Source organism: Streptomyces purpureus (genome assembly GCF_014648195.1).
Taxonomy (GTDB): domain Bacteria; phylum Actinomycetota; class Actinomycetes; order Streptomycetales; family Streptomycetaceae; genus Streptomyces; species Streptomyces purpureus.
Genome location: NZ_BMQQ01000020.1, coordinates 39,288 through 63,556 on the forward strand (window position 1 = coordinate 39,288; position 24,269 = coordinate 63,556).

General features: G+C 70.0%; 26 protein-coding genes. 13 read left to right on the top strand and 13 right to left on the bottom strand.

Annotation, left to right across the window (positions count from 1 at the left end; genetic code table 11):
• Positions 1–8 precede the first annotated feature (8 nt).
• The 6 genes from IEZ01_RS23400 (at position 9) to IEZ01_RS23425 (ending at position 2,894) form a co-directional block, all read left to right on the top strand.
• Complete coding sequence (locus IEZ01_RS23400) at positions 9–239, top strand: hypothetical protein (protein WP_028797505.1); 231 nt, start codon at positions 9–11, stop codon at positions 237–239.
• A gap of 5 nt (positions 240–244) precedes the next feature.
• On the top strand, positions 245–463 hold the full coding sequence (locus IEZ01_RS23405; protein ID WP_019886144.1) for a hypothetical protein: 219 nt from the start codon (positions 245–247) through the stop codon (positions 461–463).
• Between the two features lie 49 nt (positions 464–512).
• A complete protein-coding gene (locus tag IEZ01_RS23410; protein WP_019886143.1) occupies positions 513–785 on the top strand; it encodes a type II toxin-antitoxin system Phd/YefM family antitoxin in 273 nt (90 codons plus the stop codon).
• On the top strand, positions 778–1,230 hold the full coding sequence (locus tag IEZ01_RS23415) for a PIN domain-containing protein (protein ID WP_019886142.1): 453 nt from the start codon (positions 778–780) through the stop codon (positions 1,228–1,230). The genes IEZ01_RS23410 and IEZ01_RS23415 overlap by 8 nt, the downstream gene beginning before the upstream one ends.
• Positions 1,231–1,293: 63 nt before the next feature.
• Positions 1,294–2,043, top strand: coding sequence for a DNA repair protein RecO (recO, locus tag IEZ01_RS23420; RefSeq protein WP_019886140.1), 750 nt, complete (start codon positions 1,294–1,296; stop codon positions 2,041–2,043).
• Between the two features lie 14 nt (positions 2,044–2,057).
• Positions 2,058–2,894 carry an isoprenyl transferase gene (locus tag IEZ01_RS23425; protein WP_019886139.1) on the top strand — a complete coding sequence of 279 codons (837 nt, stop codon included), beginning with the start codon at positions 2,058–2,060 and terminating at the stop codon, positions 2,892–2,894.
• 72 nt (positions 2,895–2,966) lie between these two features.
• Here IEZ01_RS23425 and IEZ01_RS23430 read toward each other — a convergent pair whose 3' ends face one another.
• From IEZ01_RS23430 to IEZ01_RS23445, 4 genes are all read right to left on the bottom strand, one after another.
• Positions 2,967–3,377 carry a Fur family transcriptional regulator gene (locus tag IEZ01_RS23430; protein WP_019886137.1) on the bottom strand — a complete coding sequence of 137 codons (411 nt, stop codon included), beginning with the start codon at positions 3,375–3,377 and terminating at the stop codon, positions 2,967–2,969.
• 64 nt (positions 3,378–3,441) lie between these two features.
• On the bottom strand, positions 3,442–4,362 hold the full coding sequence (locus tag IEZ01_RS23435; protein ID WP_189203601.1) for a metal ABC transporter permease: 921 nt from the start codon (positions 4,360–4,362) through the stop codon (positions 3,442–3,444).
• Positions 4,363–4,365: 3 nt separating this feature from the next.
• Complete coding sequence (locus IEZ01_RS23440) at positions 4,366–5,142, bottom strand: metal ABC transporter ATP-binding protein (RefSeq protein WP_189203603.1); 777 nt, start codon at positions 5,140–5,142, stop codon at positions 4,366–4,368.
• Between the two features lie 76 nt (positions 5,143–5,218).
• Positions 5,219–6,214, bottom strand: a complete 996-nt coding sequence (locus IEZ01_RS23445; RefSeq protein WP_019886132.1) for a metal ABC transporter substrate-binding protein — start codon at positions 6,212–6,214, stop codon at positions 5,219–5,221.
• A 141-nt stretch (positions 6,215–6,355) separates the two neighbouring features.
• On the opposite strand from IEZ01_RS23445, the gene IEZ01_RS23450 reads away from it, so the two are divergent.
• Entirely contained in the window at positions 6,356–7,738 is a 1,383-nt protein-coding gene (locus IEZ01_RS23450) for a glycine--tRNA ligase (protein ID WP_019886125.1), read from the top strand.
• Positions 7,739–7,810: 72 nt separating this feature from the next.
• Here the strand turns inward: IEZ01_RS23450 and IEZ01_RS23455 are convergent, their stop codons facing one another.
• Both IEZ01_RS23455 and IEZ01_RS23460 read right to left on the bottom strand, forming a co-directional pair.
• Positions 7,811–8,401, bottom strand: a complete 591-nt coding sequence (locus tag IEZ01_RS23455; RefSeq protein ID WP_019886124.1) for a TetR/AcrR family transcriptional regulator — start codon at positions 8,399–8,401, stop codon at positions 7,811–7,813.
• A gap of 18 nt (positions 8,402–8,419) precedes the next feature.
• Positions 8,420–9,442, bottom strand: a complete 1,023-nt coding sequence (locus tag IEZ01_RS23460; RefSeq protein ID WP_189203605.1) for an aldo/keto reductase — start codon at positions 9,440–9,442, stop codon at positions 8,420–8,422.
• Positions 9,443–9,540: 98 nt separating this feature from the next.
• Here IEZ01_RS23460 and yidD point away from each other — a divergent pair, with 98 nt between their 5' ends.
• Positions 9,541–9,984 carry a membrane protein insertion efficiency factor YidD gene (gene yidD / locus IEZ01_RS35150; RefSeq protein ID WP_229833179.1) on the top strand — a complete coding sequence of 148 codons (444 nt, stop codon included), beginning with the start codon at positions 9,541–9,543 and terminating at the stop codon, positions 9,982–9,984.
• Between the two features lie 150 nt (positions 9,985–10,134).
• Complete coding sequence (locus IEZ01_RS23470) at positions 10,135–10,338, top strand: DUF6243 family protein (RefSeq protein ID WP_019886121.1); 204 nt, start codon at positions 10,135–10,137, stop codon at positions 10,336–10,338.
• A gap of 64 nt (positions 10,339–10,402) precedes the next feature.
• Here IEZ01_RS23470 and IEZ01_RS23475 read toward each other — a convergent pair whose 3' ends face one another.
• Positions 10,403–10,561, bottom strand: coding sequence for a hypothetical protein (locus IEZ01_RS23475; protein WP_189203607.1), 159 nt, complete (start codon positions 10,559–10,561; stop codon positions 10,403–10,405).
• A gap of 131 nt (positions 10,562–10,692) precedes the next feature.
• Between IEZ01_RS23475 and dusB the strand changes: the two genes are divergently transcribed.
• From dusB to IEZ01_RS23490, 3 genes are all read left to right on the top strand, one after another.
• Positions 10,693–11,829 carry a tRNA dihydrouridine synthase DusB gene (dusB, locus tag IEZ01_RS23480; RefSeq protein ID WP_019886118.1) on the top strand — a complete coding sequence of 379 codons (1,137 nt, stop codon included), beginning with the start codon at positions 10,693–10,695 and terminating at the stop codon, positions 11,827–11,829.
• A 431-nt stretch (positions 11,830–12,260) separates the two neighbouring features.
• Positions 12,261–14,969, top strand: a complete 2,709-nt coding sequence (ppdK, locus tag IEZ01_RS23485) for a pyruvate, phosphate dikinase (protein WP_019886117.1) — start codon at positions 12,261–12,263, stop codon at positions 14,967–14,969.
• Positions 14,970–15,551: 582 nt separating this feature from the next.
• Entirely contained in the window at positions 15,552–16,568 is a 1,017-nt protein-coding gene (locus IEZ01_RS23490; protein WP_189203609.1) for an ArsR/SmtB family transcription factor, read from the top strand.
• Here IEZ01_RS23490 and IEZ01_RS23495 read toward each other — a convergent pair.
• Together IEZ01_RS23495 and IEZ01_RS23500 are read right to left on the bottom strand one after the other, a co-directional pair.
• On the bottom strand, positions 16,538–17,698 hold the full coding sequence (locus IEZ01_RS23495; RefSeq protein WP_189203611.1) for a PhoX family protein: 1,161 nt from the start codon (positions 17,696–17,698) through the stop codon (positions 16,538–16,540). The two genes, IEZ01_RS23490 and IEZ01_RS23495, sit on opposite strands and share 31 nt — an antisense overlap.
• 149 nt (positions 17,699–17,847) lie before the next feature.
• Positions 17,848–18,417, bottom strand: coding sequence for a hypothetical protein (locus IEZ01_RS23500; RefSeq protein WP_019886110.1), 570 nt, complete (start codon positions 18,415–18,417; stop codon positions 17,848–17,850).
• Positions 18,418–18,595: 178 nt separating this feature from the next.
• Between IEZ01_RS23500 and IEZ01_RS23505 the strand changes: the two genes are divergently transcribed.
• A complete protein-coding gene (locus tag IEZ01_RS23505; protein ID WP_019886108.1) occupies positions 18,596–19,006 on the top strand; it encodes a VOC family protein in 411 nt (136 codons plus the stop codon).
• 21 nt (positions 19,007–19,027) lie between these two features.
• On the opposite strand, the gene IEZ01_RS23510 is transcribed toward IEZ01_RS23505, so the two are convergent.
• Genes IEZ01_RS23510 through IEZ01_RS23525 form a run of 4 tightly spaced genes read right to left on the bottom strand, consistent with a single transcriptional unit; the run spans position 19,028 to position 24,120 of the window.
• Positions 19,028–19,963, bottom strand: a complete 936-nt coding sequence (locus IEZ01_RS23510) for an oxidoreductase (protein WP_189203613.1) — start codon at positions 19,961–19,963, stop codon at positions 19,028–19,030.
• 59 nt (positions 19,964–20,022) lie between these two features.
• Positions 20,023–20,394 carry a nitrite reductase small subunit NirD gene (gene nirD / locus IEZ01_RS23515; protein WP_028797499.1) on the bottom strand — a complete coding sequence of 124 codons (372 nt, stop codon included), beginning with the start codon at positions 20,392–20,394 and terminating at the stop codon, positions 20,023–20,025.
• Positions 20,391–22,934, bottom strand: a complete 2,544-nt coding sequence (nirB, locus tag IEZ01_RS23520; RefSeq protein WP_308427233.1) for a nitrite reductase large subunit NirB — start codon at positions 22,932–22,934, stop codon at positions 20,391–20,393. Before nirB ends, nirD begins: the two co-directional genes overlap by 4 nt.
• Position 22,935: 1 nt before the next feature.
• Positions 22,936–24,120, bottom strand: coding sequence for an NAD(P)/FAD-dependent oxidoreductase (locus IEZ01_RS23525; protein WP_189203616.1), 1,185 nt, complete (start codon positions 24,118–24,120; stop codon positions 22,936–22,938).
• Positions 24,121–24,269 lie beyond the last annotated feature (149 nt).

A 24,269-nucleotide genomic window follows, 5' to 3' on the forward strand; every position in this document is an offset into this window, starting at 1 on the left:
GGGCCGTCATGGCGATGAAGAAACCATCGAAGGACGCTCCGGCCGGGAGCGTCGCGGACGCGCGAGAGGCGGTGGCGGAATTGCGCTCGGCCCTTCGGAAGGCCGGTGTCACGCTTCCCTCCCTGGGGCTCGATCCCGTCTCCTGTGCGTACGAAACACCCCGGCCGCTCGTCGAATTGGGCCGCTGCACGGTCGAGACCGCCCGCCGGCTGACCGCTGCACTACCGGGGGAGGAGTGACCGTGATGGCCGTACTGCCCGTCGGGTCGTACGTCGTCGAGATCCGCACCGGACGCGTGGGGCGTGTGATGGGACATGTGGGGCCGTACGTACAGCTGAGACCGTTCGGAGGCGGCCGGGAATGGGACTGCGATCCCGAGGGCGTACGGATGGCGACGGCGGCCGAGCGGCTGAGCGCGGCGACGGCGTATGCGAACGCACGGAGCCGGGGCGAGGTCCCTTGATCGAGAAGGGAGGTCGCTGGGGTGTAGAACGAGTAGTACGCTCGGCTTCATGGACACCAGCAGGGACGTACCGCTGCGGGAGCTCAACCAGCAGACCTCCCGCGTCATGGCCCGCGTCGAAGCCGGCGAAACGATCACGATCACCAAGGACGGAGTCCCCATAGGGGACATCGTGCCGAGGGGGGGAACGCTCGGGAGGCCCTCCTATCCGTTCAGGACAGACCCGATGGGAGACCTGGACATCCCGGATCTGGGAGGGCCCGCGCTGAGCGACGCGGACATCGACGACGTTCTGCGCGGGATGGGCGCGACCGATGTCTGACATCGCCGTGGCCATCGCCGACACCAACGCCCTCTACCGGCTCTTCACCCCCAAGGACCCAGCCCACCTCGCCCACCGGCAAGCGCTGGCTCGCGTCGGCCACCTGGTCGTCTCACCGATGGTCCTCACCGAACTCGACTACCTCCTCACCCAGAGGGTGGGAGCCGGGGCCTCCATGAACGCGCTCGACTTCATCGCCCGCCAGGCCGAAGCACGCCGCTTCGAGATCCCCGACACCCAGCCCCACCTCCGAAGCGCCATGGCCGTGATGCGTGGCTACGGGGACGCCGCCGGCGGACAGGGTGTCGGACTGGCGGACGCCATGAACGTGTCCCTCGCCGCCGCCTTCCACACCGCGGACATGTTCACCTCCGACACCCACTTCCGGATGATGAGGCCGCTCACCGCGCACACCGCGTTCCGGTTGCTGCCCGACGACCTCTGAACCCACGACCCCGTACCCCGCCCGGGGGACCGGCGCCCCCCGGCCGTACGGGACAATGGCCCCATGAGTCTGTTCCGCGACGACGGCATCGTGCTGCGCACCCAGAAGCTGGGCGAGGCGGACCGCATCATCACGCTCCTCACCCGCGGCCACGGCCGCGTACGGGCCGTGGCGCGCGGAGTCCGGCGCACGAAGTCCAAGTTCGGGGCGCGGCTCGAACCCTTCTCCCACGTCGACGTGCAGTTCTTCGCCCGCGGCAGCGACCTCGTCGGACGCGGCCTGCCCCTGTGCACCCAGAGCGAGACCATCGCCGCCTACGGCGGCGGAATCGTCACCGACTACGCCCGCTACACCGCCGGCACCGCCATGCTGGAGACCGCGGAACGCTTCACCGAGAACGAAGGCGAGCCCTCCGTCCAGCAGTACCTCCTGCTCGTCGGCGCCCTGCGCACCCTCGCCCGCGGCGAGCACGCCCCGCACCTCGTCCTCGACGCCTTCCTCCTGCGCTCCCTCGCCGTCAACGGCTACGCGCCCAGCTTCGAGGACTGCGCCCGCTGCGGCATCCACGGACCCAACCGGTTCTTCTCGGTCGGACAGGGCGGAGTCGTATGCGCCGACTGCCGCGTCCCCGGCAGCGTCGTACCCTCTGCGGAGGCCATCGGCCTGCTCAGCGCGCTGCTCACCGGCGACTGGGACACGGCGGACGCGTGCGAGCCACGTCACGTCAGGGAGGGCAGCGGACTGGTGTCCGCCTATCTGCACTGGCACCTGGAGCGCGGCCTGCGCTCGCTGCGGTACGTAGAGAAGAGCTAGGAGAGTGTGACCCCATGGCACGACGCGGAATCCTCGGGCGGTCCCGCCGTGAGTACAAGGCCCCCGAGCCGCACCCCTCCGGCGCGCTCGCCCCGAAGCTCCCGGGCGAGCTCGTGCCGAACCACGTGGCGATCGTCATGGACGGCAACGGCCGCTGGGCGAAGGACCGCGGCCTGCCGCGCACCGAGGGCCACAAGGTCGGCGCCGAGCGCGTGCTCGACGTCCTCCAGGGCGGGATCGAGATGGGCGTCGGGGCCATCTCCCTGTACGCCTTCTCCACCGAGAACTGGAAGCGCTCCCCGGACGAGGTGCGCTTCCTCATGAACTTCAACCGCGACTTCATCCGCAAGACCCGCGACCAGCTCGACGAGCTCGGTATCCGGGTGCGCTGGGTCGGCCGGATGCCCAAGCTGTGGAAGTCGGTGGCCAAGGAGCTCCAGATCGCCCAGGAGCAGACCAAGGACAACGACCGGCTCACCCTCTACTTCTGCATGAACTACGGCGGGCGCGCGGAGCTCGCGGACGCCATGCAGGCCATCGCCGAGGACGTGAAGGCGGGCAAGCTCGACCCGTCGAAGGTCGGCGAGAAGACGATCCAGAAGTACCTGTACTACCCGGACATGCCGGACGTCGACATGTTCCTGCGGCCCAGCGGCGAACAGCGCACCTCCAACTACCTGCTCTGGCAGAGCGCGTACGCCGAGATGGTCTTCCAGGACGTCCTGTGGCCCGACTTCGACCGCCGCGACCTGTGGCGCGCCTGCCTCGAATACGCCCAGCGCGACCGCCGCTTCGGCGGCGCGGTCCCCAACGAGGAACTCCTGAAGATGGAGAGCGGCCTCGCCAAGTAACACGCAGGGCGTGAACGAAGGGCCCGTACCGTTCGACCGGTACGGGCCCTTCGTCATGCCGTCACGGACGGATCACTTCGCCGCGCACTCCGCGCACGTGCCGAAGATCTCCACCGTGTGCGCCACATTCACGAAACCGTGCTGCGCCGCGATCGTCTCCGCCCACTGCTCCACCGCCGGGCCCTCGACCTCGACAGCCTTGCCGCACACACGGCACACCAGATGGTGGTGGTGGTCGTCCGTCGAGCAGCGGCGGTAGACCGCTTCGCCGTCGCTGGTGCGCAGCACATCGACCTCGCCCGCGTCCGCGAGCGACTGAAGCGTGCGGTAGACCGTGGTCAGACCGACCGAGTCACCGCGGTGCTTGAGCATGTCGTGCAGCTCCTGCGCGCTGCGGAACTCGTCCACCTCGTTCAGTGCCGCCGACACGGCGGCCCGCTGCCGGGTCGACCGGCCGCGCACGGGGGGTCCTGCCGTCGCCACAGGTGCCTCCTCACCAGATGGATGCCTATGGCCGCCATTGTGCCAGGCCGTCGCTCCGGCCAGGTCAGGCCGTCACGTCGTCGCCCGAACGGCGCGTGCTGGGAACCGCCACATCACAGCCGTCCCCGCCTTCCCCAGGCCCCCCGGAACCCGCGCCGGCCACCGCCGCCACCCGGGCGCGGCGCCTGGCCAGCGGCGCCGCCAGCGCCGTCAGCACCACGAACACCCCGATCGCGAGAAGCACGATCGTCGCGCCCGGCGGCACATCCTGGTAGTACGTGATGATCGTCCCGGACAGCGTCACACCCGTACCGATCACCACCGCCAGCACGAACGTCACCCGGAACGACCGCGTCAGCTGCTGCGCCGCCGCCACCGGCACCACCATCAGCGCACTCACCAGCAGCAGACCGACCACCCGCATCGCGACCGTCACCGTCACCGCCGCCGTCACCGCGATCAGCAGATTCAGCGCCCGCACCGGAAGCCCCGTGACCCGCGCGAACTCCTCGTCCTGGCTCACCGCGAACAGCTGACGCCGCAGCCCCACCGTCACGGCCACCACGAACGCCGCCAGCAGCACGATCGCCGTCACATCCTCCTCGGAGACCGTCGACAGCGACCCGAAGAGGTACGACAGAAGATTGGCGTTCGAGCCGCCCGCCATGTTCATCAGCAGCACACCGCCCGCCATGCCGCCGTAGAAGAGCAGCGCGAGCGCGATGTCGCCGCGCGTACGCCCGTACGCCCTGATCAGCTCCATGGCGACCGCGCCGACGACCGAGACGAGCGTCGCCATCCACACCGGGTTCGTCGACATCAGGAAGCCGAGCCCGACACCGGTCATCGCGACATGGCCGATGCCGTCGCCCATCAGCGCCTGCCGGCGCTGCACGAGATAGATGCCGACGGCGGGCGCCGTGATCCCGACGAGCACGGCCGCGATCAGCGCGCGCTGCATGAAGGCAGGTTCCAGGAAATCCATGTGTCAGGTCAGCAGTCCCGTGCGAAGCGGCTCACCGGCCGCGTGCGGATGTACGTGGTCGTGCCCGGGCAGGGCGTGCTGGCCGACGGCCTTCGGAGGCGGCCCGTCATGGACCACACAGCCGTCCCGCAGCACGACCGCCCGGTCGATCAGCGGCTCCAGCGGCCCCAGCTCATGCATCACCAGCAGCACCGTCGCCCCGCCCGCGACCTGCTCGCGCAGGGTCGAGGCGAGGATCTCCTGGCTGGCCAGGTCGATCCCGGCCATCGGCTCGTCCATGATCAGCAGCTCGGGGTCGGCGGCCAGCGCCCGCGCGATCAGCACCCGCTGATGCTGACCGCCGGACAGCGCGGCCACCGAGTCCCTGGCCCGGTCGGCCAGCCCGACCAGCTCGATCGACCGCTCGACGGCCGCCCGGTCCGCCCGCGACAGCCAGCCGAACCGCTTGCGCGACAGCCGGCCGGAGGTGACCACCTCACGCACGGTGGCCGGCACCCCGCTCGCGGCCGTCGTCCGCTGGGGCACGTACCCGACGCGTCCCCAGTCACGGAAGCGCCGCAACTCGGTGCCGAAGAGGGAGATGCCGCCGCCGGTGAGCGGGACCTGCCCGATCACCGACCGTACGGCGGTCGACTTGCCCGAGCCGTTGGCGCCGAGCAGCGCGACGACCTCACCGCGGTTCACGGTGAGGTCGATCCCGCGCAGGACGGGACGCGAGCCGAGCGCCGCGGTGCCACCGCGGACGGATATCACGGGCTCGGATGTCACGGGCTCGGACATGACGGGCTCGGATATGACGGGATCCATGGCCGGCGTCGCCTCCACTACGTTCCTGCCTGCGTGCGTCACTTCTGCGTCACTTCGCGCCGAGAGCCTTCTGCAGCGCGGTGAGGTTGGACCGCATCACCTCGATGTAGTCCTCGCCCTTGGACTTGTCCGTGATTCCCTCCAGCGGGTCCAGGACGTCCGTCTTCAGGCCGGTGTCCTTCGCGAGGGTCTTCGCGGTCTTGTCGCTGGCGAGCGTCTCGAAGAAGACGGTCGTGACCTTCTCCTCCTTCGCCACCTGCTGGAGCTCCTGGATCCGCTTCGGGCTCGGCTCGGCCTCCGGGTCCAGGCCGGAGATGCCCTCCTGGTCCAGGCCGTAGCGCTCGGCGAGGTAGCCGAAGGCGGCGTGAGTGGTGATGAAGGTCTTGGTGTCCGTCTTCTCCAGCCCCTTCTCGAAGGAGGCGTCGAGCGCGGTCAGCTTCTTCACCAGCGCGGAGGTGTTCTTCTGGTACGCGGCCGCGTTGTCCGGGTCCGCCTTCTCCAGCGCCGCTCCCACGCCCTTGGCGACCTCGGCGTACTTCACCGGGTTCAGCCACAGGTGCGGGTCGCCACCGGCCTCGTGCTCGTGCTCGTGCCCATGGCCGGCTTCTTCTTCCGTGTGGCCTTCTTCCGCGTGCGCCCCGTGGTCGTGGCCGTCCTCGGCGCCGTGGTTCTCCAGCTTGGTGAGGGTCGCCGCGTCCACGGTGTTCTTCACCCCGGCGTCCTTGATCGCGTCGTCGACGGCGGGCTGGACACCCTTGAGGTAGAGGATGAAGTCGGCCTCTTCGAGGCTGCCCCGCTCCTTGGGCTGCAGATCCAGGTCGTGCGGCTCGACGCCCGGCTCGGTGAGCGTACGGACGGAGACGTGCTCGCCACCGATCTGCTCGGCGAGGTACTGCATGGGATAGAACGACGCCACGACGTCCAGCTTGCCGTCGCTCTTCTTGTCGGCGGACTCCGCGGAACCGGAGCAGGCGGACAGGGAGAACAGGCCGAGCGCGACGGCTCCGGCGACGGCGGTGGTGGGTATCAGACGGCGTACGTTCATGACAGTCATTTTCAACAAATCTGGAAACGATTGTCAACAAAGCGCCTTAGTGCCCTCCGTCACCCATCGATTTGATCCGGGGGGTGCGGCCGCCGGTAATCTGAAGCATTCGCACTTCGTCGTCGTAATGAAGAGAGCACCGTGGCCGCCGACAAGATCGACACCATCGTCAGCCTGAGCAAGCGCCGTGGCTTCGTCTACCCGTGCAGCGAGATCTACGGTGGCCAGCGCGCCGCCTGGGACTACGGACCGCTGGGTGTCGAACTCAAGGAGAACATCAAGCGCCAGTGGTGGCGCGCGATGGTCACCTCGCGCGAGGACGTTGTCGGTATCGACTCCTCCGTCATCCTCGCCCCCGAGGTCTGGGTCGCCTCCGGCCACGTCGCCACCTTCTCCGACCCGCTGACCGAGTGCACCGCCTGCCACAAGCGCCACCGCGCCGACCACCTCGAAGAGGCGTACGAGGCCAAGCACAACCGCCTCCCGGCGAACGGCCTTGCGGACATCAACTGCCCCAACTGCGGTGTGAAGGGCCAGTTCACCGAGCCGAAGCAGTTCTCCGGCATGCTGGAGACCCACCTCGGCCCGACCCAGGACACCGGCTCCAAGGCCTACCTGCGCCCCGAGACCGCCCAGGGCATCTTCACCAACTACGCCCAGGTCCAGCAGACCGCCCGGAAGAAGCCGCCCTTCGGCATCGCGCAGATGGGCAAGTCCTTCCGTAACGAGATCACGCCCGGCAACTTCATCTTCCGCACCCGCGAGTTCGAGCAGATGGAGATGGAGTTCTTCGTCAAGCCCGGCGAGGACGAGCAGTGGCACGAGTACTGGATGGAGCAGCGCTGGAACTGGTACCGCGACCTCGGCATCCGCGAGGAGAACATCCGCTGGTACGAGCACCCGAAGGAGAAGCTGTCCCACTACTCGAAGCGCACCGCCGACATCGAGTACCGCTTCAACTTCGGCGGCAGTGAGTTCTCCGAGCTCGAAGGCGTGGCCAACCGCACCGACTTCGACCTCAAGGCCCACTCCGAGGCCTCCGGCCAGGACCTCGTCTACTTCGACCAGGAGTCGAAGGAGCGCTACACCCCGTACGTCATCGAGCCGGCGGCCGGCGTGAACCGCGCCATGCTCGCCTTCATGCTCGACGCCTACAACGAGGACGAGGCCCCGAACGCCAAGGGCGTCATGGAGAAGCGCACCGTGATGCGCCTCGACCCGCGCCTGGCCCCGATCAAGGTCGCCGTCCTGCCGCTGTCCCGCAACGCGCAGCTGTCGCCGAAGGCCAAGGGTCTCGCGGCCGACCTGCGCAAGTTCTGGAACATCGAGTTCGACGACGCGGGCGCCATCGGCCGCCGCTACCGCCGCCAGGACGAGATCGGCACCCCCTTCTGCGTCACCGTCGACTTCGACACCCTGGACGACAACGCGGTGACCGTGCGCGAGCGCGACACCATGAAGCAGGAGCGCGTCTCCCTGGACCAGATCCAGGCCTACCTCGGCAGCCGCCTGCTCGGCTGCTGACCGGGCGATAGGCACGACTGAGGCCCCTGGCCCCCGCGACAGCGGGGGCCAGGGGCCTCGGCCTTTTCGTCCTTACGCGCGGAGCCCACGCAGCAGCAGCTCACACACCGCCCGGAACTCGTCGTCGATCTCCGGCCGCTCCCACTGCGGCGCATACACCGGATCATGGAATCGGGCCGTCGCGTCGAACACCGCCCGCGCCGCCGCCAACGGATCCCGCGCCGCGAACTGCCCTGACCGCACGCCCTCCCCGATGATCGCGGCGAGCTGGCCGATCAGCACGAGCAGATGCTCGTCGACCACCCCGCTCGCCTCCTGGATCAGCACTCCGTACGTCGCGAACAGCTCCGGGTCGTCCCCCGCCTTGTGCCGCTTCGCCTCGAAGAGCACCGCCAGCCACTGCCGCAGCTTCTCCTCGGCGGTCTTCGCGGGCTCCTCGCTGAGCTCCCCGAGCAACTCCTCGGTCCTCCCCAGCCAACGGGCCGTGACCGCCTCGCGCAGCGCCGCCTTCGTACGGAAGTGCCGGTACACACTGCCATGGCTGACCCCCAGCGCCCGCGCCACATCGACGACGGTCGCCTTGGTCGGGCCATAGCGACGCAACACGTCCTCAGTGGCTTCGAGGATGCGCTCGGGGGTCAAGATCTCTGGCGACGGCGACATGCGATAGACCGTACCGGCTCACCGCTCACTGTCGAGGTGAGCCATCTGAGCCTGTGGATAACGCTCCCCGGCCGCCGCGCCCACCGGCACCGCCGCCTCGATCGCCAGCAGATCGGCGGCCTCCAGCGACACCTCCAGCGCACCGAGCGCCTCCGCCAGCCGGTCCCGCCGCCGCGCCCCCACCAGCGGCACCACGTCCTCACCCCGGGACAGCACCCAGGCGATCGCGATCTGCGCCACCGAGGCGCCCTTCCGCTCGGCGACCGTGCGCAGCTGCTCCACCAGATTCAGATTGTGGTGGAGGTTGTCGCCCTGGAAACGCGGGCTCATGCCCCGGAAGTCACCCGGTGCCAGCTCCCGGTCGTGGGTGAAGTGCCCGCTGATCAGGCCCCGGGACAGCACCCCGTACGCCGTGACGCCGATGCCCAGCTCACGAGCGGTCGGCAGGATCTCGTCCTCGATGCCGCGGGAGATCAGGGAGTACTCGATCTGGAGGTCGGCGATCGGCGCCACCGCGGCCGCCCGGCGCAGCGTCGCCGCGCCCACCTCCGACAGCCCGATGTGCCGGACGTGCCCGGCCTCCACCAGCTCGGCGATGGCCCCGACCGTCTCCTCGACCGGCACGTCCGGGTCGACGCGGGCGATCCGGTAGACGTCGATGTGGTCGGTCCCCAGGCGCTGGAGGGAGTACGCGGCGAAGTTCTTGACCGCGTCCGGCCGGCCGTCGTAGCCGGTGAACCCGCCCTCGACCGTGCGCAGCGCACCGAACTTCACGCTGGTCAGCGCCTGGGCGCGGAGCGCGGCGGGGGCGGTGCGCAGGGCGTCGTTGATCAGGAGCTCGTTGTGGCCCATGCCGTAGAAGTCGCCGGTGTCGAGGAGCGTGACGCCGGCGTCGAGGGCCGCGTGGATGGTGGCGATCGACTCGGTGCGGTCGCTCTCGCCGTAGAGGGCGGACATGCCCATGCAGCCGAGGCCCAGAGGGAAGACGGAGGGGCCGGTGGCGCCGAGGGGACGGGGGCGAAGGGTGGCGTTTGTGTTCATGTCTTCGAGAGTCGCATGACAGCTGACAGATTTCAATATCTGTCATTCGTCATGAGTCACGCCGCGTATGATCCACTCGGTCCGAAGGGGAGAACGCGGTGGCGAAGAGCAGCGGGAACAACAGGCACAAGAGCCGGCCGGACGGGCCGCCAGAGCAGAAGGAAGGTTTCTGCGAGAACGCCTGCGACCTCACGCTCCACCCGTGCTGCTGCGGCGGTGTATGGGCACAGTCAGCCCTGCTGCTTCCCCTGTTCCGCACCTCCGCCTCGCTCGTCAGGGGCGACGATCCCGCCGCGCCGCGCCCCTCCGGCCGGGTCGCCTCCGCGATGTACCGGTCCGTACGCCGCTACCGCGTCGCGATCAGCCCGACCCGCCCCGCGTGCTGCCCGTACACCCCGAGCTGCTCCACCTACGCGGTGAAGGCGCTCCACCGGCACGGCGCGCTCCGTGGCGGCGGCCTGATCCTGGCACGGCTGCTGCGCTGCCGCCCCGCCGCGGCCCGCCGCCGCGGCTTCCACGACCCGGTCCCGCCGCGCGCCTGAAAACCGGGTGCCTCAGGCTCCCGCGACCAGGTAGCGTCACGGGTATGTCTTCGTTCTTCCAGATCTACGAGTGAGAGTGCGGCGGGCCGAGCGTCCCGCCCTCCACCAGACGATTCCCGGATCACATCTCACCCCGAATGGGAGAACCCCATGGCCAAGAGCCGTAACAACCTGCTGGGCGTAGGCGGCCAGCGCCGCAAGCTGTCCCGCGCCGACCAGCAGGGCAACGGCCCGGCGCGCAACGCCGACCGCAAGGCGGCCGCCGACCAGAAGCAGGAACTCCTCCGCAAGATGCGCGAACGCGCCCAGTCCCAGCCGGAGCAGACGGAAGACGCCCAGGGCGCCGAGGAGTAGGAACGCGTAACGAGTAGTGGGCCCGGGGGTGCACCCCCGGGCCCACATCTGTCTCTCTGCTGCCTCAGTCGCCCTGGGCGGGGGCCGGCTCGAAGTCCGAGGTGTCGAGCTCGCAGTCGAACGGCGCCGGGATGTGCACCTTGCCGCCGAAGGGCTGCGTGAGGCGCGAGGCATACCCCTTCTCGTACGGTTCCCAGAACACGGTCGTGTCCTGCTCCTGCATGCCTCCCCGGTTCACGGGCCGGAAGGCAAAGCGTCATCACTTGCGTACGCGGCGTAGCGACCCCGACTGGCAACACCCCCGCTCGATAGTGCGCGGAACTAACGATCTCCGTTGTGGGCGACAATGAGTGGATGACCGCGTTCTCTCCTCTCGCCATCGGCCCGCACGTCGTACAGCCCCCGGTCGTGCTCGCCCCCATGGCCGGTATCACCAACGCACCCTTCCGCACCCTGTGCCGCGAGTTCAGCGGCGGCAAGGGGCTGTTCGTCAGCGAGATGATCACTACGCGGGCGTTGGTCGAGCGCAACGAGAAGACCATGCAGCTGATCCACTTCGACGAGACGGAGACGCCTCGGTCGATCCAGCTGTACGGCGTCGACCCGGTCACCGTCGGGAAGGCCGTTCGCATGATCGTCGAGGAGGACCTCGCCGATCACATCGATCTGAACTTCGGCTGCCCCGTGCCGAAGGTGACCCGCAAGGGCGGGGGGTCCGCGCTGCCGTACAAGCGGCATCTGCTGCGGGCGATCCTGCGGGAGGCGGTCACCGGGGCCGGGGATCTGCCGGTCACCATGAAGATGCGCAAGGGCATCGACGACGACCACATCACCTTCCTCGACGCCGGGCGGATCGCGGTCGAGGAGGGGGTCACCGCCATCGCCCTGCACGGCCGGACGGCGGCGCAGCACTACGGCGGTACGGCGGACTGGGACGCGATCGCGCGGCTCAAGGAGCATGTGCCCGAGATTCCCGTCCTCGGCAACGGCGACATCTGGTCCGCGGACGACGCGCTGCGGATGATGCGCGAGACCGGCTGTGACGGTGTGGTCGTGGGGCGCGGGTGCCTGGGGCGGCCGTGGCTGTTCGGGGACCTGGTGGCGGGCTTCGAGGGCACCGGGCAGTACGCGCAGCCGGGGCTGCGGGAGGTCGCGGACGTGATGGTGCGCCATGCCCAGCTGCTCGGTGAGTGGATCGGCGACGAGGCCCGGGGTGTCATCGACTTCCGTAAGCACGTGGCGTGGTACCTGAAGGGCTTCTCGGTCGGTTCGGAGATGCGCAAGCGGCTCGCGGTCACCTCCTCGCTGGGTGAGCTGCGCGCGCTGCTGGACGAGCTGGACCTGGACCAGCCGTGGCCGGTGGGCGCGGACGGTCCGCGGGGCCGTACGTCCGGAAACAACCGGGTCGTCCTGCCGGACGGCTGGCTGAAGGACCCGTACGACTGTGCGGCGGTGAGCGCGGACGCCGAGCTGGACACCTCCGGCGGCTGATCCCGGGCCGGTCACGGGCCGGTCAAGTCCGGTTCCAGGGGGCTCAGGACGGGGTCCGGATGCTGGATTTCCGGCTTCGGAAGAGCGTGATTCTCGCCACCCCTGATAGGGGTGGCGCTCAGATGAGCATTCGGGGAGCGGTTGCACTTCTCAAAGGGTGGCACGGAGTGCCACCCTTTCTGCGTTCAAGACTTGAACGCAAGTGCTCGATCAGCCGCTCATCTGAGCGTGCAGTCTCAGGTTTGAGTCAAGCGGACTTCGAGGGATGAAGGAGTTGACCACCCGTTCCCTACCCCCTAGTCACTTTCGATCTGGTGGCGGACGGGTGGTTAAGGCCGTATGACGGGTAGGCGTACATACCCAGGCGCCTTCGATCTGGGTATGTTCCTCGCCGTCAGGGCAGCCACCGAGTCCTCGAGGAGTCGAGACCCGTGTCGGAAAACAAAGATCAGAAGTTCGTGTACGACTTCACCGAGGGCAACAAGGACCTGAAGGACCTGCTCGGTGGCAAGGGCGCGAACCTCGCCGAGATGACCAACCTCGGTCTGCCGGTTCCCCCCGGCTTCACCATCACCACCGAGGCCTGCAAGGTCTACCTGGAGAGCGGCTCCGAGCCCGCCGCCCTGCGCGACGAGGTCAGCGCCCACCTGGACGCCCTCGAGCAGCAGATGGGCAAGAAGCTCGGCCAGGCCGACAATCCGCTCCTCGTCTCGGTCCGCTCCGGCGCCAAGTTCTCCATGCCGGGCATGATGGACACCGTCCTCAACATCGGCCTCTCCGACGAGTCCGTCACCGGACTCGCCACCCAGGCCGGCGACGAGCGTTTCGCGTGGGACTCGTACCGTCGCCTCATCCAGATGTTCGGCAAGACCGTCCTCGGTGTCGACGGCGAGCTCTTCGAGGACGCCCTCGAGGAGGCCAAGCAGGCCAAGGGCGTCACGGTCGACACCGACCTGGAGGCCGGCGACCTCAAGAAGATCGTCAAGCACTTCAAGAAGATCGTCTCCCGCGAGGCCGGCCGGGACTTCCCCCAGGACCCGCGCGAGCAGATGGACCTCGCCATCAAGGCCGTGTTCGACTCCTGGAACACCGACCGCGCCAAGCTGTACCGCCGCCAGGAGCGCATCCCCGGCGACCTCGGTACCGCGGTCAACGTCTGCTCCATGGTCTTCGGCAACCTTGGCCCCGACTCCGGTACCGGTGTCGCCTTCACCCGCGACCCCGCCTCCGGCCACCAGGGCGTCTACGGCGACTACCTGCAGAACGCGCAGGGCGAGGACGTCGTCGCCGGTATCCGCAACACCGTGCCGCTGGCCGACCTCGAGTCGATCGACAAGAAGTCGTACGACCAGCTCATGACGATCATGGAGACGCTGGAGACCCACTACAAGGATCTCTGCGACATCGAGTTCACCATCGAGCGCGGCCAGCTCTGGATGCTCCAGACCCGGGTCGGCAAGCGCACCGCCGGTGCCGCCTTCCGGATCGCCACCCAGCTCGTGGACCAGGGCCTGATCGACGAGCCCGAGGCCCTCCAGCGGGTCAACGGCGCCCAGCTCGCGCAGCTGATGTTCCCGCGCTTCGACGAGAGCGCGAAGACCGAGCTGCTCGGCCGTGGCATCGCCGCCTCGCCGGGTGCCGCGGTCGGCAAGGCCGTCTTCGACTCCTACACCGCCGTCAAGTGGTCGCGTTCGGGCGAGAAGGTCATCCTGATCCGCCGCGAGACCAACCCCGACGACCTCGACGGCATGATCGCCGCCGAGGGCATCCTGACCTCGCGCGGCGGCAAGACCTCGCACGCCGCCGTCGTCGCCCGCGGCATGGGCAAGACCTGTGTCTGCGGCGCCGAGGAGCTCGAGGTCGACACCAAGCGCCGCCGGATGACCGTCAACGGCACGGTCATCGAGGAGGGCGACGTCGTCTCCATCGACGGCTCCACCGGCAAGGTGTACCTCGGTGAGGTGCCCGTCGTGCCGTCGCCGGTCGTCGAGTACTTCGAGGGCCGTATGCACGCCGGCGCCGACGACGCCGACGAGCTGGTCCAGGCCGTCCACCGGATCATGGCGTACGCGGACCGGGTACGCCGGCTGCGCGTACGGGCCAACGCCGACAACGCCGAGGACGCGCTGCGCGCCCGCCGCTTCGGCGCCCAGGGCATCGGCCTGTGCCGCACCGAGCACATGTTCCTCGGTGAGCGCCGCGAGATGGTCGAGAGGCTGATCCTCGCCGACACCGACGAGGAGCGCTCGGCCGCCCTGGAGCAGCTGCTGCCGCTGCAGAAGAAGGACTTCGTCGAGCTGTTCGAGGCGATGGACGGGCTGCCCGTCACGGTCCGGCTGCTCGACCCGCCGTTGCACGAGTTCCTCCCCGACATCACCGAGCTGTCGGTGCGCGTCGCGCTCGCCGAGTCCCGCAAGGACCACAACGAAAACGACCTGCGGCTGCTCCAGGCCGTGCACCGGCTGCACGAGCAGAACCCGATGCTGGGTCTGCGCGGTGTGCGGCTCGGCCTGGTCATCCCCGGCCTGTTCACCATGCAGGTACGGGCGATCGCCGAGGCCGCCGCGGAGCGGAAGAACGCCAAGGGCGACCCGCGGCCCGAGATCATGATCCCGCTCGTGGGCACGGTCCAGGAGCTGGAGATCGTCCGCGAGGAGGCCGACGCGGTCATCGCCGAGGTCGAGGCCGCCACCGGTGTGGACCTCAAGCTGACCATCGGCACGATGATCGAGCTGCCGCGGGCCGCGCTCACGGCCGGTCAGATCGCCGAGGCCGCGCAGTTCTTCTCCTTCGGCACCAACGACCTCACCCAGACGGTGTGGGGCTTCTCCCGGGACGACGTGGAGGCCAGCTTCTTCACCGCGTACCTGGAGAAGGGCATCTTCGGTGTCTCGCCGTTCGAGACCATCGACAAGGACGGCGTCGGCTCGCTCGTCCGCAGCGCGGTGGAGGCCGGCCGGGCCACCCGGCCCGACCTGAAGCTGGGCGTCTGCGGTGAGCACGGCGGCGACCCGGAGTCGGTGCACTTCTTCCACGAGGTGGGGCTGGACTACGTCTCCTGCTCGCCGTTCCGGATCCCGGTGGCGCGTCTGGAGGCGGGCCGGGCGGCCGCCACGGCAACCGGTTCGGACAGCCGCTGATCCACAGGCCACAGGCCACCCGCGGCCGCCGTCGGTCATCGCGACCCTCACCGACGGGCGGTGGCCGGCTGGTGAGGAAAGAGACGGGGCGGGGCACCTTGTGCGGAGGTGTCCCGCCCCGTCGGCATTCGTCCCGGTAAGGAAATGTGAGTTCTTGTGCAGTCGTCCTGTGCGGCTTGTTCAATCCCGGCCGGTTGAATTCTGGCCTGTTGAACGCCGGACAATTTGACAGACTATTGACTCCGGCTTGACCGGCCGCCCGGCGGCGAATTTCCGCCATTCGGTTGGCAAACAATGGTGGGGGCGCGGCCGCCGGATCCCCACCCGGCAGCCGCGCCCATTACCGCTGTCGGGCAAGTGAGCCGCAACCTTCGCCGACCGCCGCCGGACGCGCAAAGCCCCCCACGGTCTTCACGACGTCACCTCGGTCCTGAAGGTTTCCTGCCCGACACGCACAGCTTTTCGGTTTGCCCCGGGTCTCCGCGATGCGTTTCAACTGTGGCTGAAACACCCTGGTAACGTCCTGTGATGCTGTGCATACTCTTCGACGGGGGTGATTGCGGGTGCAACAGTGGGGGTTTCATGCTGCGGATTCATTTCACCGGTGACGACCTTGCCGGGGTGCGGATGGCCGCCCGGCCGGATGTGTTGTGGGAAACGATTCTCAGCTTTCACCGATTGAGGGACCGGCGCGGTCCGATGGTCTTCGGGGAATGGCGCTCCGAAACACGTGCCAGGTTGAACGGTGAAACACGACTCCTCGGAGCGCTCGTGCCGAGCCGGGGCTATTTCCCGGACTTTCTGACCCCGCCGCAGGGCATCCTCGGGCTAGACGAGGGCCTGGAGGCGATCCGGGCGACACCGCCGGCCCGGCTCCACCACGAGCTGGCCCTGCTCGCCTGCGACCGCGCCGGCAGCCGGGTGCTGCCCGCCCCGCTCGCCGCCCTCGCCGAGGGCTGCCAGGAGCAGCTCAGCCGCCTCGTGGGCACTCTGCGCAGCTACCACCGGGCCGCCGTCGAACCGCAGTGGCCCTACATCCAGGCGCGGGTGGAGGCCGACCGGGCCGTGCGCGGCCGGGCGGTCCTCGACGGCGGCGCCGACGAACTCCTCGCCACCCTCCCGCCGATGCTGCGCTGGCGGGCGCCGGTCCTGGAGGCCGACTACCCGGTCGACCGCGAGGTGCGGCTCGACGGGCGGGGCCTGCTGCTCCAGCCGTCGTACTTCTGCCGGGGTACGCCGGTGATGTACCGCAACCAGGAGCTCCAGCCGGTCCTGGTCTATCCGATCACGCACACGGACGCGCCGGTGTGCAGCGAGCCTGGCGGTACGTCGCTGGGCAAGCTGGTCGGCCACACCCGCTCGGCGGTGCTGCACGCGATCGGCGACGGCAGTACGACGAGCGAACTGGCCCGCCGGGCGGGGGTCTCCCTGGCCTCGGCGAGCCAGCACGCGGGCGTGCTCCGGGACGCGGGTCTGGTGGTGACCCTGCGGCACGGCAATTCGGTGCTGCACACCCTGACGCCACTGGGCGCCGCCCTCCTCGGGGCGGGCGCCCAGCAGGTGCTGTGTTACGCCCGGAACGGTCCGGTCACCTCGTAGGTGATACCGCCCGAGGAGCTGCCGGTGGTGCCGCGCTGGCTGGAGAAGTACAGCCGCTTGCCGTCGGGGGAGAAGGCCGGGCCGCAGATCTCGGAGCTGGACTGGCCGGTGATCCGCAGGAAGGGTGCGACGACGTCGTCCGGGGTGATGACGCAGATCTCCATGTTGCCGCCGTCCTCGGCGACGAACAGGTCGCCGGAGGACGACCCGGTGACGTTGTCCACGCCGGTGAGCGGGGCGCCGCCGCCGACCACGAGCGAGTCGTCGTAGGCGAGTTCGTAGGTGTTGGTGGTGAGGTTCAGCTGCCACAGGCGGTTGTCGCCCTTGGTGGTGAACCAGACCTTGTCGTCGGCGTAGTGGCAGCCCTCGCCGCCGTTGAAGCGCTTGGCGCCGGAGACCTGGTCACGGGTGTAGGTGGGGGAGCCGTCCGGATCGGGGACGGTCTGCCAGGTGAAGGAGCCGGAGGTGGCGGTGCCGGCCTTCAGGACCTGGAGCGTGCCGGAGGAGAGGTTGCCCCAGGTGGTGGGCAGGAAGCGGTAGAAGCAGCCGTTGCTCTCGTCCTCGGTGAGGTAGATCGCCCGGCGGACCGGGTCGGCGGCGGCGGCCTCGTGCTTGAAGCGGCCCATGGCGGGGCGGCGGACGGCGGCGTTCACGCCGTACGGGTCGGTCTCGTAGACGTACCCGAGGCTGACCTCCTCGCAGGACAGCCAGGTGTTCCACGGGGTCTTGCCGCCCGCGCAGTTCTGGCGGGTGCCGGAGAGGATGCGGTACGCGCCGGTGATCGAGCCGGACGAGTTGAACTTGACCGCGCTGGCGCCGCCGGACGGGTTGATCTCCGAGTTCGACACGTAGATCCAGCCGGTGCCGTCGGCGAAACAGGCGCCGCCGTCGGGGGCGTTGTGCCAGGTGTACGAGGTGCCGCCGACGGTCTGGCCGGACCGGGCGATGATCCGGCTGGTGAACCCGCTCGGCAGCTGGATGCCGTTGGCGTTCGCCGCGCCGAGGGCCCCGTAGGGGCCGGGGCCGGGCTGAGCCGGGGCGGCGTAGGCCGCGCCCCGCATCAGCGTGCCGCCGAAGGCGGCGGCCGACGTGCCGATGACCGCTCCACGCAGGAAACTGCGTCGCTCCACGTCTCACTCCTGAAGGGGTGGTGATGGCCGCCCCACCGCACGGCCGCGGCGGGGTCGCGCGCTTCCGGAACCTAGGAGTACCGAATTGACAGTGCAGCAACAGGCGGTGAAGGGGAAGCGTCAGGAGCGGGTCCGCTGCCCCCGTGGGCTCAGCCGGAGGATTCCAGCAGCGTCTTCAGGTCGGTGAGGCGCTCGCGCCAGAAGGTCTTGTACGCGGCGACCGCGTCCGCGTCCGGGAGCTTGGTGTGGCCGAGGCCGACCTGGGTCTTCGTGTGGCCCATGGGGGTCAGATAGACCGAGATCCGGCTCGTGCCGCCGTCCCAGTCGGCGGTCAGGGACTTGCCGGGGCGGTGGGTGCGTACGGCCAGGTCGCCGTCGGGGAGCCAGCGGCGGCGCAGGTCCTCGCGGACGAAGGCGTCGATGACCCGGTTCGGCGGCGCGCTCACCGTCTTGCTGGCGCTGACCTGCCAGTCGCCCTGGCTGGACTGGCCGACCTCGCGCATCCCGCGTTCCTGTTCGTAGCCGACCGTGATCGACTGGGCGTGCCAGCCGCTGACGCCGTGCGCGTTCACGAGATGCTGGGCGATCTCCCTGTGGCCCCGGTCCGTGGCGCCCCAGGCGTCCAGCTCGGCGAACCACTCCGCCCAGCCCCGGCCGGTGGCGGCGGTCAGCGCGTCTTCCGACAGCTTCTCGACGATCTTCTTCCCGGAGGCGCTCATGGCGCCGACGCTAGGCCGGGAGCCGGGGCGCTGCAACAGCGGAGCCGGCTCCTCGAAAAAATCTTCGCGGATCTTCGCGGCAGCGATGAGTTTCGCTCGGCGCCGCTGTCTACCTTCCCGTAAGCACGTAACACCGAGACCGACACAGCCAGACCGACACAGGGAAGAGACCGCCACCATGCCTCAGATGATCTTCGTGAACCTGCCGGTGAAGGACCTTGAGGCCAGCAAGGCCTTCTGGGGCAAGCTCGGCTACTCCTTCAACCCGCAGTTCAGCGACGACACCGCCGGCTGCCTGGTCATCAGCGACACGATCTTCGCGATGCTGCTGACCGAGGCCAAGTTCAAGGAGTTCACCAAGCCCGGCAAGGAGATCGCCGACGCGTCCCGCACCAGTGAGGTCCTGCTGGCGCTGAGCGCGGAGAGCCGGGAGAAGGTCGACGAGCTCGCCGACGCCGCCCTGAACGCCGGGGGTACCGCGGCGAAGGAGCCGATGGACTACGGCACGATGTACGGCCGCTCCTTCACCGACCCCGACGGGCACCACTGGGAGCTCATCTGGATGGACCCGGCCGCCGTCGAAGGCTGACCGGTCGGCCGCAAAGGCCGGTCAGCGGTCCTTCAGACCCTCGTACGTGACGCCGGTGAGCTGCTCGGACGCGATCCAGAGCCGCTCGCCGGCGACGTCGTCCAGGGTCCACTTGGCCCGCCACGACGGCGCCGGGGCGCCCCGCCACAGCAGGTACTTCGGGCCGGTGAAGGAGTCCGGGCGGACCCCGCGCGCGGTCGCCGCGTACAGCGTGGGCAGCGCCCCCGCCTCCGCGGGCTGGGCGATGAGCCGGTTGCCGAGGGCCACGATCCGTTCGGCGCCGTGGCGTCCTTCCATCCGTACGCCCGCGGTCTGCAGGTTCGTCGCGGCGTAGCCCGGGTGCGCGGCCGCGGCGACGATGTCCGAGCCGGCGGCCTTGAGGCGGCGGGCCAGCTCGTGGGTGAAGAGCAGATTGGCGGTCTTGGACCGGCCGTAGGCGATCCAGCGCCGGTAGCGGCGCTCGCTGTTGAGGTCGCCCATGTCGAGGTCGGCGAGGGCGTGCAGTCCGCTGGAGACGGTGACCACCCGGGCCCCGGGGGTCGCCAGGAGCCGGGGTGTCAGCAGCCCGGTGAGGGCGAAGTGGCCCAGGTGGTTCACGCCGAACTGGGTCTCGAACCCGTCGGCGGTCCGGCCGTAGGGCAGCGCCATCACCCCGGCGTTGTTGACGAGCAGATCCAGCCGTTCGTACGGGAACGTCTCGGCGAACCGGCGTACGGAGCCCAGGTCGGCGAGGTCCAGGGCGGTGAACCGCACCTTCGCGCCCGGTATGTGGCGCCGGATCAGTCCGGCGGCCTCGGTGCCGCGGGACTCGCTGCGGCAGGCGAGGACCACCGTCGCGCCGCGCCGGGCCAGTTCGCGTGCCGTGACCAGCCCGATGCCGCTGTTGGCTCCGGTGACGACGGCGGTCCGCCCGCTCTGGTCGGGGATGTGGTGCGCGTTCCAGCCGGTCGTGGCCATGCGGACCTCCTCGTTCTTACCGCAGAGTAGGAAGAGAGCTCCGCACAGCCTATGCCGGATCAGTCCTCCTGGACCGTACGGACCGGGTACACCGCCACCGCCACTTCCTCGTCGTCCAGGCAGCGGCCCGTCTCCAGGTCGAAGCGCTGCTTGAGCAGGGGCGAGGCCACGAACGGCCGGCCGTCGGCCGTACCGAGCAGCCCCCGCGCCAGCACCTGCGCGCCGGTGAACGGATCGCGGTTGTCGATCGCGTACGCGCGGCCCTTGCGGTCGAGGAAGAGCGCCGCCTGCCGGCCGTCCGGCAGCAGCGCCGCCATGCCGCGCCCCGGCGTCAGCCGGGACTCCTCGCAGACCGTGAGCCAGGCGTCGTCGGCGTGGGCGAGCTGAAGCGTCGGCCGAGCAGCCGTCGGCCGAAGAGTCTGAGGCGTCATCGGGCGAGCGTCCCTTCGAGGGCGGGGGCGGAGGGGGAGAGGGTGAGCGGGGTGAGGTCGGGCTTGATCTGGTCGCGCTCCGGGACGAAGCGGACCGACGGGTCCGGGGTGTCCGGGGCGTTCACGAAGGAGACGAAGCGGCGCAGCCGGTCCGGGTCGTCGAGGGTCGCGGCCCACTCGTCCTCGTAGGCGTCGACGTGCGCGGCCATCATCGCCTCCAGCTCGTCGCAGAGGCCGAGGGAGTTATGGACGACGACGTCCCGCAGATGCTCCAGGCCGCCCTCCAGCCGCTCCAGCCACACCGAGGTGCGCTCCAGCCGGTCGGCGGTGCGGATGTAGAACATCAGGAACCGGTCGATCAGCCGGACCAGTTCGGCGTCCGAGAGGTCCTGGGCGAGCAGGTCGGCGTGGCGCGGGGTCGCGCCGCCGTTGCCGCCGACGTACAGGTTCCAGCCGCTCGCCGTGGCGATCACACCGAAGTCCTTCGACTGGGCCTCGGCGCACTCGCGGGCGCAGCCGGAGACCGCCGACTTGAGCTTGTGCGGGGAGCGCAGGCCGCGGTAGCGCAGCTCCAGCTGGATCGCCATCTTCACCGAGTCCTGCACGCCGTAGCGGCACCAGGTCTGCCCCACACAGGACTTGACCGTGCGCAGCGACTTGCCGTACGCGTGCCCCGACTCGAAGCCGGCGTCCACAAGACGGGTCCAGATCGCCGGGAGCTGGTCCACACGGGCGCCGAACAGGTCGATCCGCTGACCGCCGGTGATCTTGGTGTAGAGGCCGAAGTCCCGGGCCACCTCGCCGATCACGATCAGCTTCTCGGGGGTGACCTCGCCGCCGGGGATCCGCGGCACCACCGAATAGGAGCCGTTGCGCTGCATGTTGGCGAGGAAGTGGTCGTTGGTGTCCTGCAGGGCGGCCTGCTCGCCGTCGAGGATGTAGCCGCTCTGCAGGCTGGCGAGGATCGAGGCGACCGTCGGCTTGCAGATCTCGCAGCCGTCACCGCCGCGCGCGGCCTCCCGGCCGTGCGAGTCCAGCAGCTCGGCGAAGGAGGTGAGCCGCAGGGTGCGGATGATCTCGTACAGCTCGCTGCGGGTGTACGAGAAGCAGGCGCACAGGCCGCTGTCGGCGGGGGCGGGCAGCAGCTGGCCGATGAGCTTCACACAGCTGCCGCAGCCCGTACCCGCCTTGGTGCACTTCTTCACCTCCGGCAGGGAGGTGCACTGGGTGATCGCGTGCTTGGTGACGTTGTGGCAGGAGCAGATCACCGCGTCGTCGGGGAGGGCGGAGGGGCCGAGCGCGACCGGCGCGCCCGCGCCGGCCGGCAGGACCAGCTGCTCCGGAGCGACGGGCGGGACGGTGCCGGTGAGCGGGCGCAGCATGCCATACGCGTCGGCGTCACCGACCAGGACGCCGCCGAGCAGCACACCCTGGGCGTCGACGACGAGCTTCTTGTAGATGCCGGAGCGGGAGTCCGAGTAGACGACGTCGAGGCTGCCCTCGGCGGCGCCGTGCGCGTCGCCGAAGGAGGCCACGTCCACGCCGAGCAGCTTCAGCTTGGTCGACAGGTCGGCGCCGGTGAACTCCTTGGCCTCCTGCTCGGCGATGGCGGCGGCAGCCGTCTGCGCCATCTCGTAGCCGGGTGCCACCAGGCCGTACACCCTGCCGTCCGCGGCCAGCGCGCACTCGCCGATCGCGTACACCGCCGGGTCGGACGTACGGCACAGCTCGTCCACGGCGATGCCGCCGCGCTCGCCGACGTCGAGGCCGCAGTCGCGGGCCAGCTGGTCGCGGGGGCGTACACCCGCCGAGAAGACCACCATGTCGGTGGCCAGCTCGGTGCCGTCCGACAGGCGCATCGCGGTGACCGAGCCGTCGGCCGTGACGACCTCCTGGGTGCCCGTGCCGGTGTGCACGACGAGCCCCATGTCCTCGATGGTGCGCAGCAGCGCCGCGCCGCCGCCCTCGTCGACCTGCACCGGCATCAGGCGCGGCGCGAACTCCACGATGTGGGTCTCCAGGCCCAGGCCCTTGAGGGCGCCGGCCGCCTCCAGGCCGAGCAGACCGCCGCCGACGACGGCGCCGGTGCGGGAGGTCTTGGCGAACTCCTCGATGGCGAGCAGGTCCTCGATGGTGCGGTAGACGAAGCAGCCGTGCGCGTCCTTGCCGGGCACCGGCGGCACGAACGGGTACGAGCCGGTGGCCAGGACCAGCGCGTCGTAGGTGAAGGTCCGTCCCGAGCGGGAGGTGACCTGCCGGGCGGCCCGGTCGACGCTCACCGCCGGGTCGTCGACGTACAGCTCGATGCCGTGCCGCTCCATGAAGCCGTCCTCGACCATGGAGAGGTCGTCCGGGGTCTTCCCGTCGAAGTACGAGGTCAGCTTGACCCGGTCGTAGGCGGGGCGGGGCTCCTCGCACAGGACCACGACCCGGGAGGTCGCGGTGGTGCCCTGCTCGGCGAGGGCCTCCAGGAACCGCTGCCCGACCATTCCGTGGCCGACCAGGACGATGGTGGGGGTGTTCACGGGCGTGGTCGACATCTCAGGAGCCTCCGTCATGGGTGAGCAGGTGGAGCAGGGGAGCGTCGGGCAGGGCCTCGTCGCCCTCCCAGGCGCGGGCGAGCGCGCCGACCGCGGCGAGATCGCCGAGCAGGACACCGCCGACCAGCCGGTCGCCGCGGACGACGACCTTGCGGTAGGCCCGGCGGGTGGCGTCGGTCAGCTGGACCACGTCGTCGCCGGGCTGGGCCGTGGCCTCGCCGAACGCCGCCAGGTCCAGGGCCTCGGGGCCGCCGAGGGTGAGCCGGGTCAGGGCGCGGGTGCCGCCGTAGCGGCCGGTGTCGCCGAGCAGGATCCCGGCGAGTACGTCGGCCTGCTCCAGGGCGGGGCCGGCCAGGCCGTAGACCCGGCCTTGGTGCTCGGCGCAGTCGCCGACGGCGTGGATGTACGGGTCGGAGGTGCGCAGCTCGTCGTCGACGACGATGCCGCGCTGGACGTCGAGCCCGGCGTCGCGGGCCAGACCTACGCGGGGCCGCACCCCGCAGGCGAGGACGACGACGTGGGCGTCGAGGACGAAACCGTCGGCGAGCTCGACCGCGGTCACGGCCCCGTCGTGCTGGCGCAGACCGCTCACCCGGCACTCGGTGTGCACCTCGACCCCGAGGGATTCGACATGGGCGCGCAGCAGCGCCGAGGCGCGCGCGTCCAGCTGCCGTTCCATCAGCCGCTCACCCTGCTGGGTCAGCACGACCTCCGCGCCGCGCGCCGCGAGCGCCCGCGCCGCGGACACCCCGAGCAGCCCGCCGCCGACGACGACCACGCGGACGCCGGGGCCGACGAGGCTCCGCAGCGTCAGGCAGTCGTCGAGGGTGCGGAAGGGGTGGACCCCCTCGGGCAGCCGGCTGCCGCGCAGTCCGCGCAGCGGCGGCAGCACCGGGTTGGAGCCGGTGGCCAGGACCAGCCGGTCGTAGCCGACCGTGGAGCCGTCGGCGCAGTGCACCAGCCGGGCATCCCGGTCGATGCGCTCGGCCCGCACCCCGCGCCGCACCGGCTCTCCCGGGGCGGGCAGGGCGATCACCTCGGGCGCGTACCGTCCGGCGAGGACGTCGGCGAGCAGCACCCTGTTGTAGGGGGCGTGCGGCTCTTCGCCGAGGAGGGTGACCGGCAGCCGCTGGGCGAGCCGGGCGCCCGCCGTCCCGCCGCCGACCACCACGATCCGTGTACTCATGTCCGCAGCGTGCGCGGTCGGTGTTACCCGACGGCATCCCGTCTGTTTCCCGTACGGAACGCTGACCTCAGCCGCCGTCCACCTCGGGTGTGAGGGAGACGGCACCCGGTGCCAGGTGGGGTGCCGAACCTCAGACGTACCTCAAGACT

Bases quoted from the DNA above. Each gene is read 5' to 3' on its own strand.
- IEZ01_RS23400 (WP_028797505.1), top strand. From the start codon at position 9: ATGGCGATGAAGAAACCATCGAAGGACGCTCCGGCCGGGAGCGTCGCG.
- IEZ01_RS23405 (WP_019886144.1), top strand. From the start codon at position 245: ATGGCCGTACTGCCCGTCGGGTCGTACGTCGTCGAGATCCGCACCGGA.
- IEZ01_RS23410 (WP_019886143.1), top strand. From the start codon at position 513: ATGGACACCAGCAGGGACGTACCGCTGCGGGAGCTCAACCAGCAGACC.
- IEZ01_RS23415 (WP_019886142.1), top strand. From the start codon at position 778: ATGTCTGACATCGCCGTGGCCATCGCCGACACCAACGCCCTCTACCGG.
- recO (WP_019886140.1), top strand. From the start codon at position 1,294: ATGAGTCTGTTCCGCGACGACGGCATCGTGCTGCGCACCCAGAAGCTG.
- IEZ01_RS23425 (WP_019886139.1), top strand. From the start codon at position 2,058: ATGGCACGACGCGGAATCCTCGGGCGGTCCCGCCGTGAGTACAAGGCC.
- IEZ01_RS23435 (WP_189203601.1), bottom strand. From the start codon at position 4,362: ATGGATTTCCTGGAACCTGCCTTCATGCAGCGCGCGCTGATCGCGGCC.
- IEZ01_RS23440 (WP_189203603.1), bottom strand. From the start codon at position 5,142: ATGTCCGAGCCCGTGACATCCGAGCCCGTGATATCCGTCCGCGGTGGC.
- IEZ01_RS23445 (WP_019886132.1), bottom strand. From the start codon at position 6,214: ATGAACGTACGCCGTCTGATACCCACCACCGCCGTCGCCGGAGCCGTC.
- IEZ01_RS23455 (WP_019886124.1), bottom strand. From the start codon at position 8,401: ATGTCGCCGTCGCCAGAGATCTTGACCCCCGAGCGCATCCTCGAAGCC.
- IEZ01_RS23460 (WP_189203605.1), bottom strand. From the start codon at position 9,442: ATGAACACAAACGCCACCCTTCGCCCCCGTCCCCTCGGCGCCACCGGC.
- IEZ01_RS23470 (WP_019886121.1), top strand. From the start codon at position 10,135: ATGGCCAAGAGCCGTAACAACCTGCTGGGCGTAGGCGGCCAGCGCCGC.
- IEZ01_RS23475 (WP_189203607.1), bottom strand. From the start codon at position 10,561: ATGCAGGAGCAGGACACGACCGTGTTCTGGGAACCGTACGAGAAGGGG.
- dusB (WP_019886118.1), top strand. From the start codon at position 10,693: ATGACCGCGTTCTCTCCTCTCGCCATCGGCCCGCACGTCGTACAGCCC.
- IEZ01_RS23490 (WP_189203609.1), top strand. From the start codon at position 15,552: ATGCTGCGGATTCATTTCACCGGTGACGACCTTGCCGGGGTGCGGATG.
- IEZ01_RS23500 (WP_019886110.1), bottom strand. From the start codon at position 18,417: ATGAGCGCCTCCGGGAAGAAGATCGTCGAGAAGCTGTCGGAAGACGCG.
- IEZ01_RS23505 (WP_019886108.1), top strand. From the start codon at position 18,596: ATGCCTCAGATGATCTTCGTGAACCTGCCGGTGAAGGACCTTGAGGCC.
- IEZ01_RS23510 (WP_189203613.1), bottom strand. From the start codon at position 19,963: ATGGCCACGACCGGCTGGAACGCGCACCACATCCCCGACCAGAGCGGG.
- nirD (WP_028797499.1), bottom strand. From the start codon at position 20,394: ATGACGCCTCAGACTCTTCGGCCGACGGCTGCTCGGCCGACGCTTCAG.
- nirB (WP_308427233.1), bottom strand. From the start codon at position 22,934: ATGTCGACCACGCCCGTGAACACCCCCACCATCGTCCTGGTCGGCCAC.
- IEZ01_RS23525 (WP_189203616.1), bottom strand. From the start codon at position 24,120: ATGAGTACACGGATCGTGGTGGTCGGCGGCGGGACGGCGGGCGCCCGG.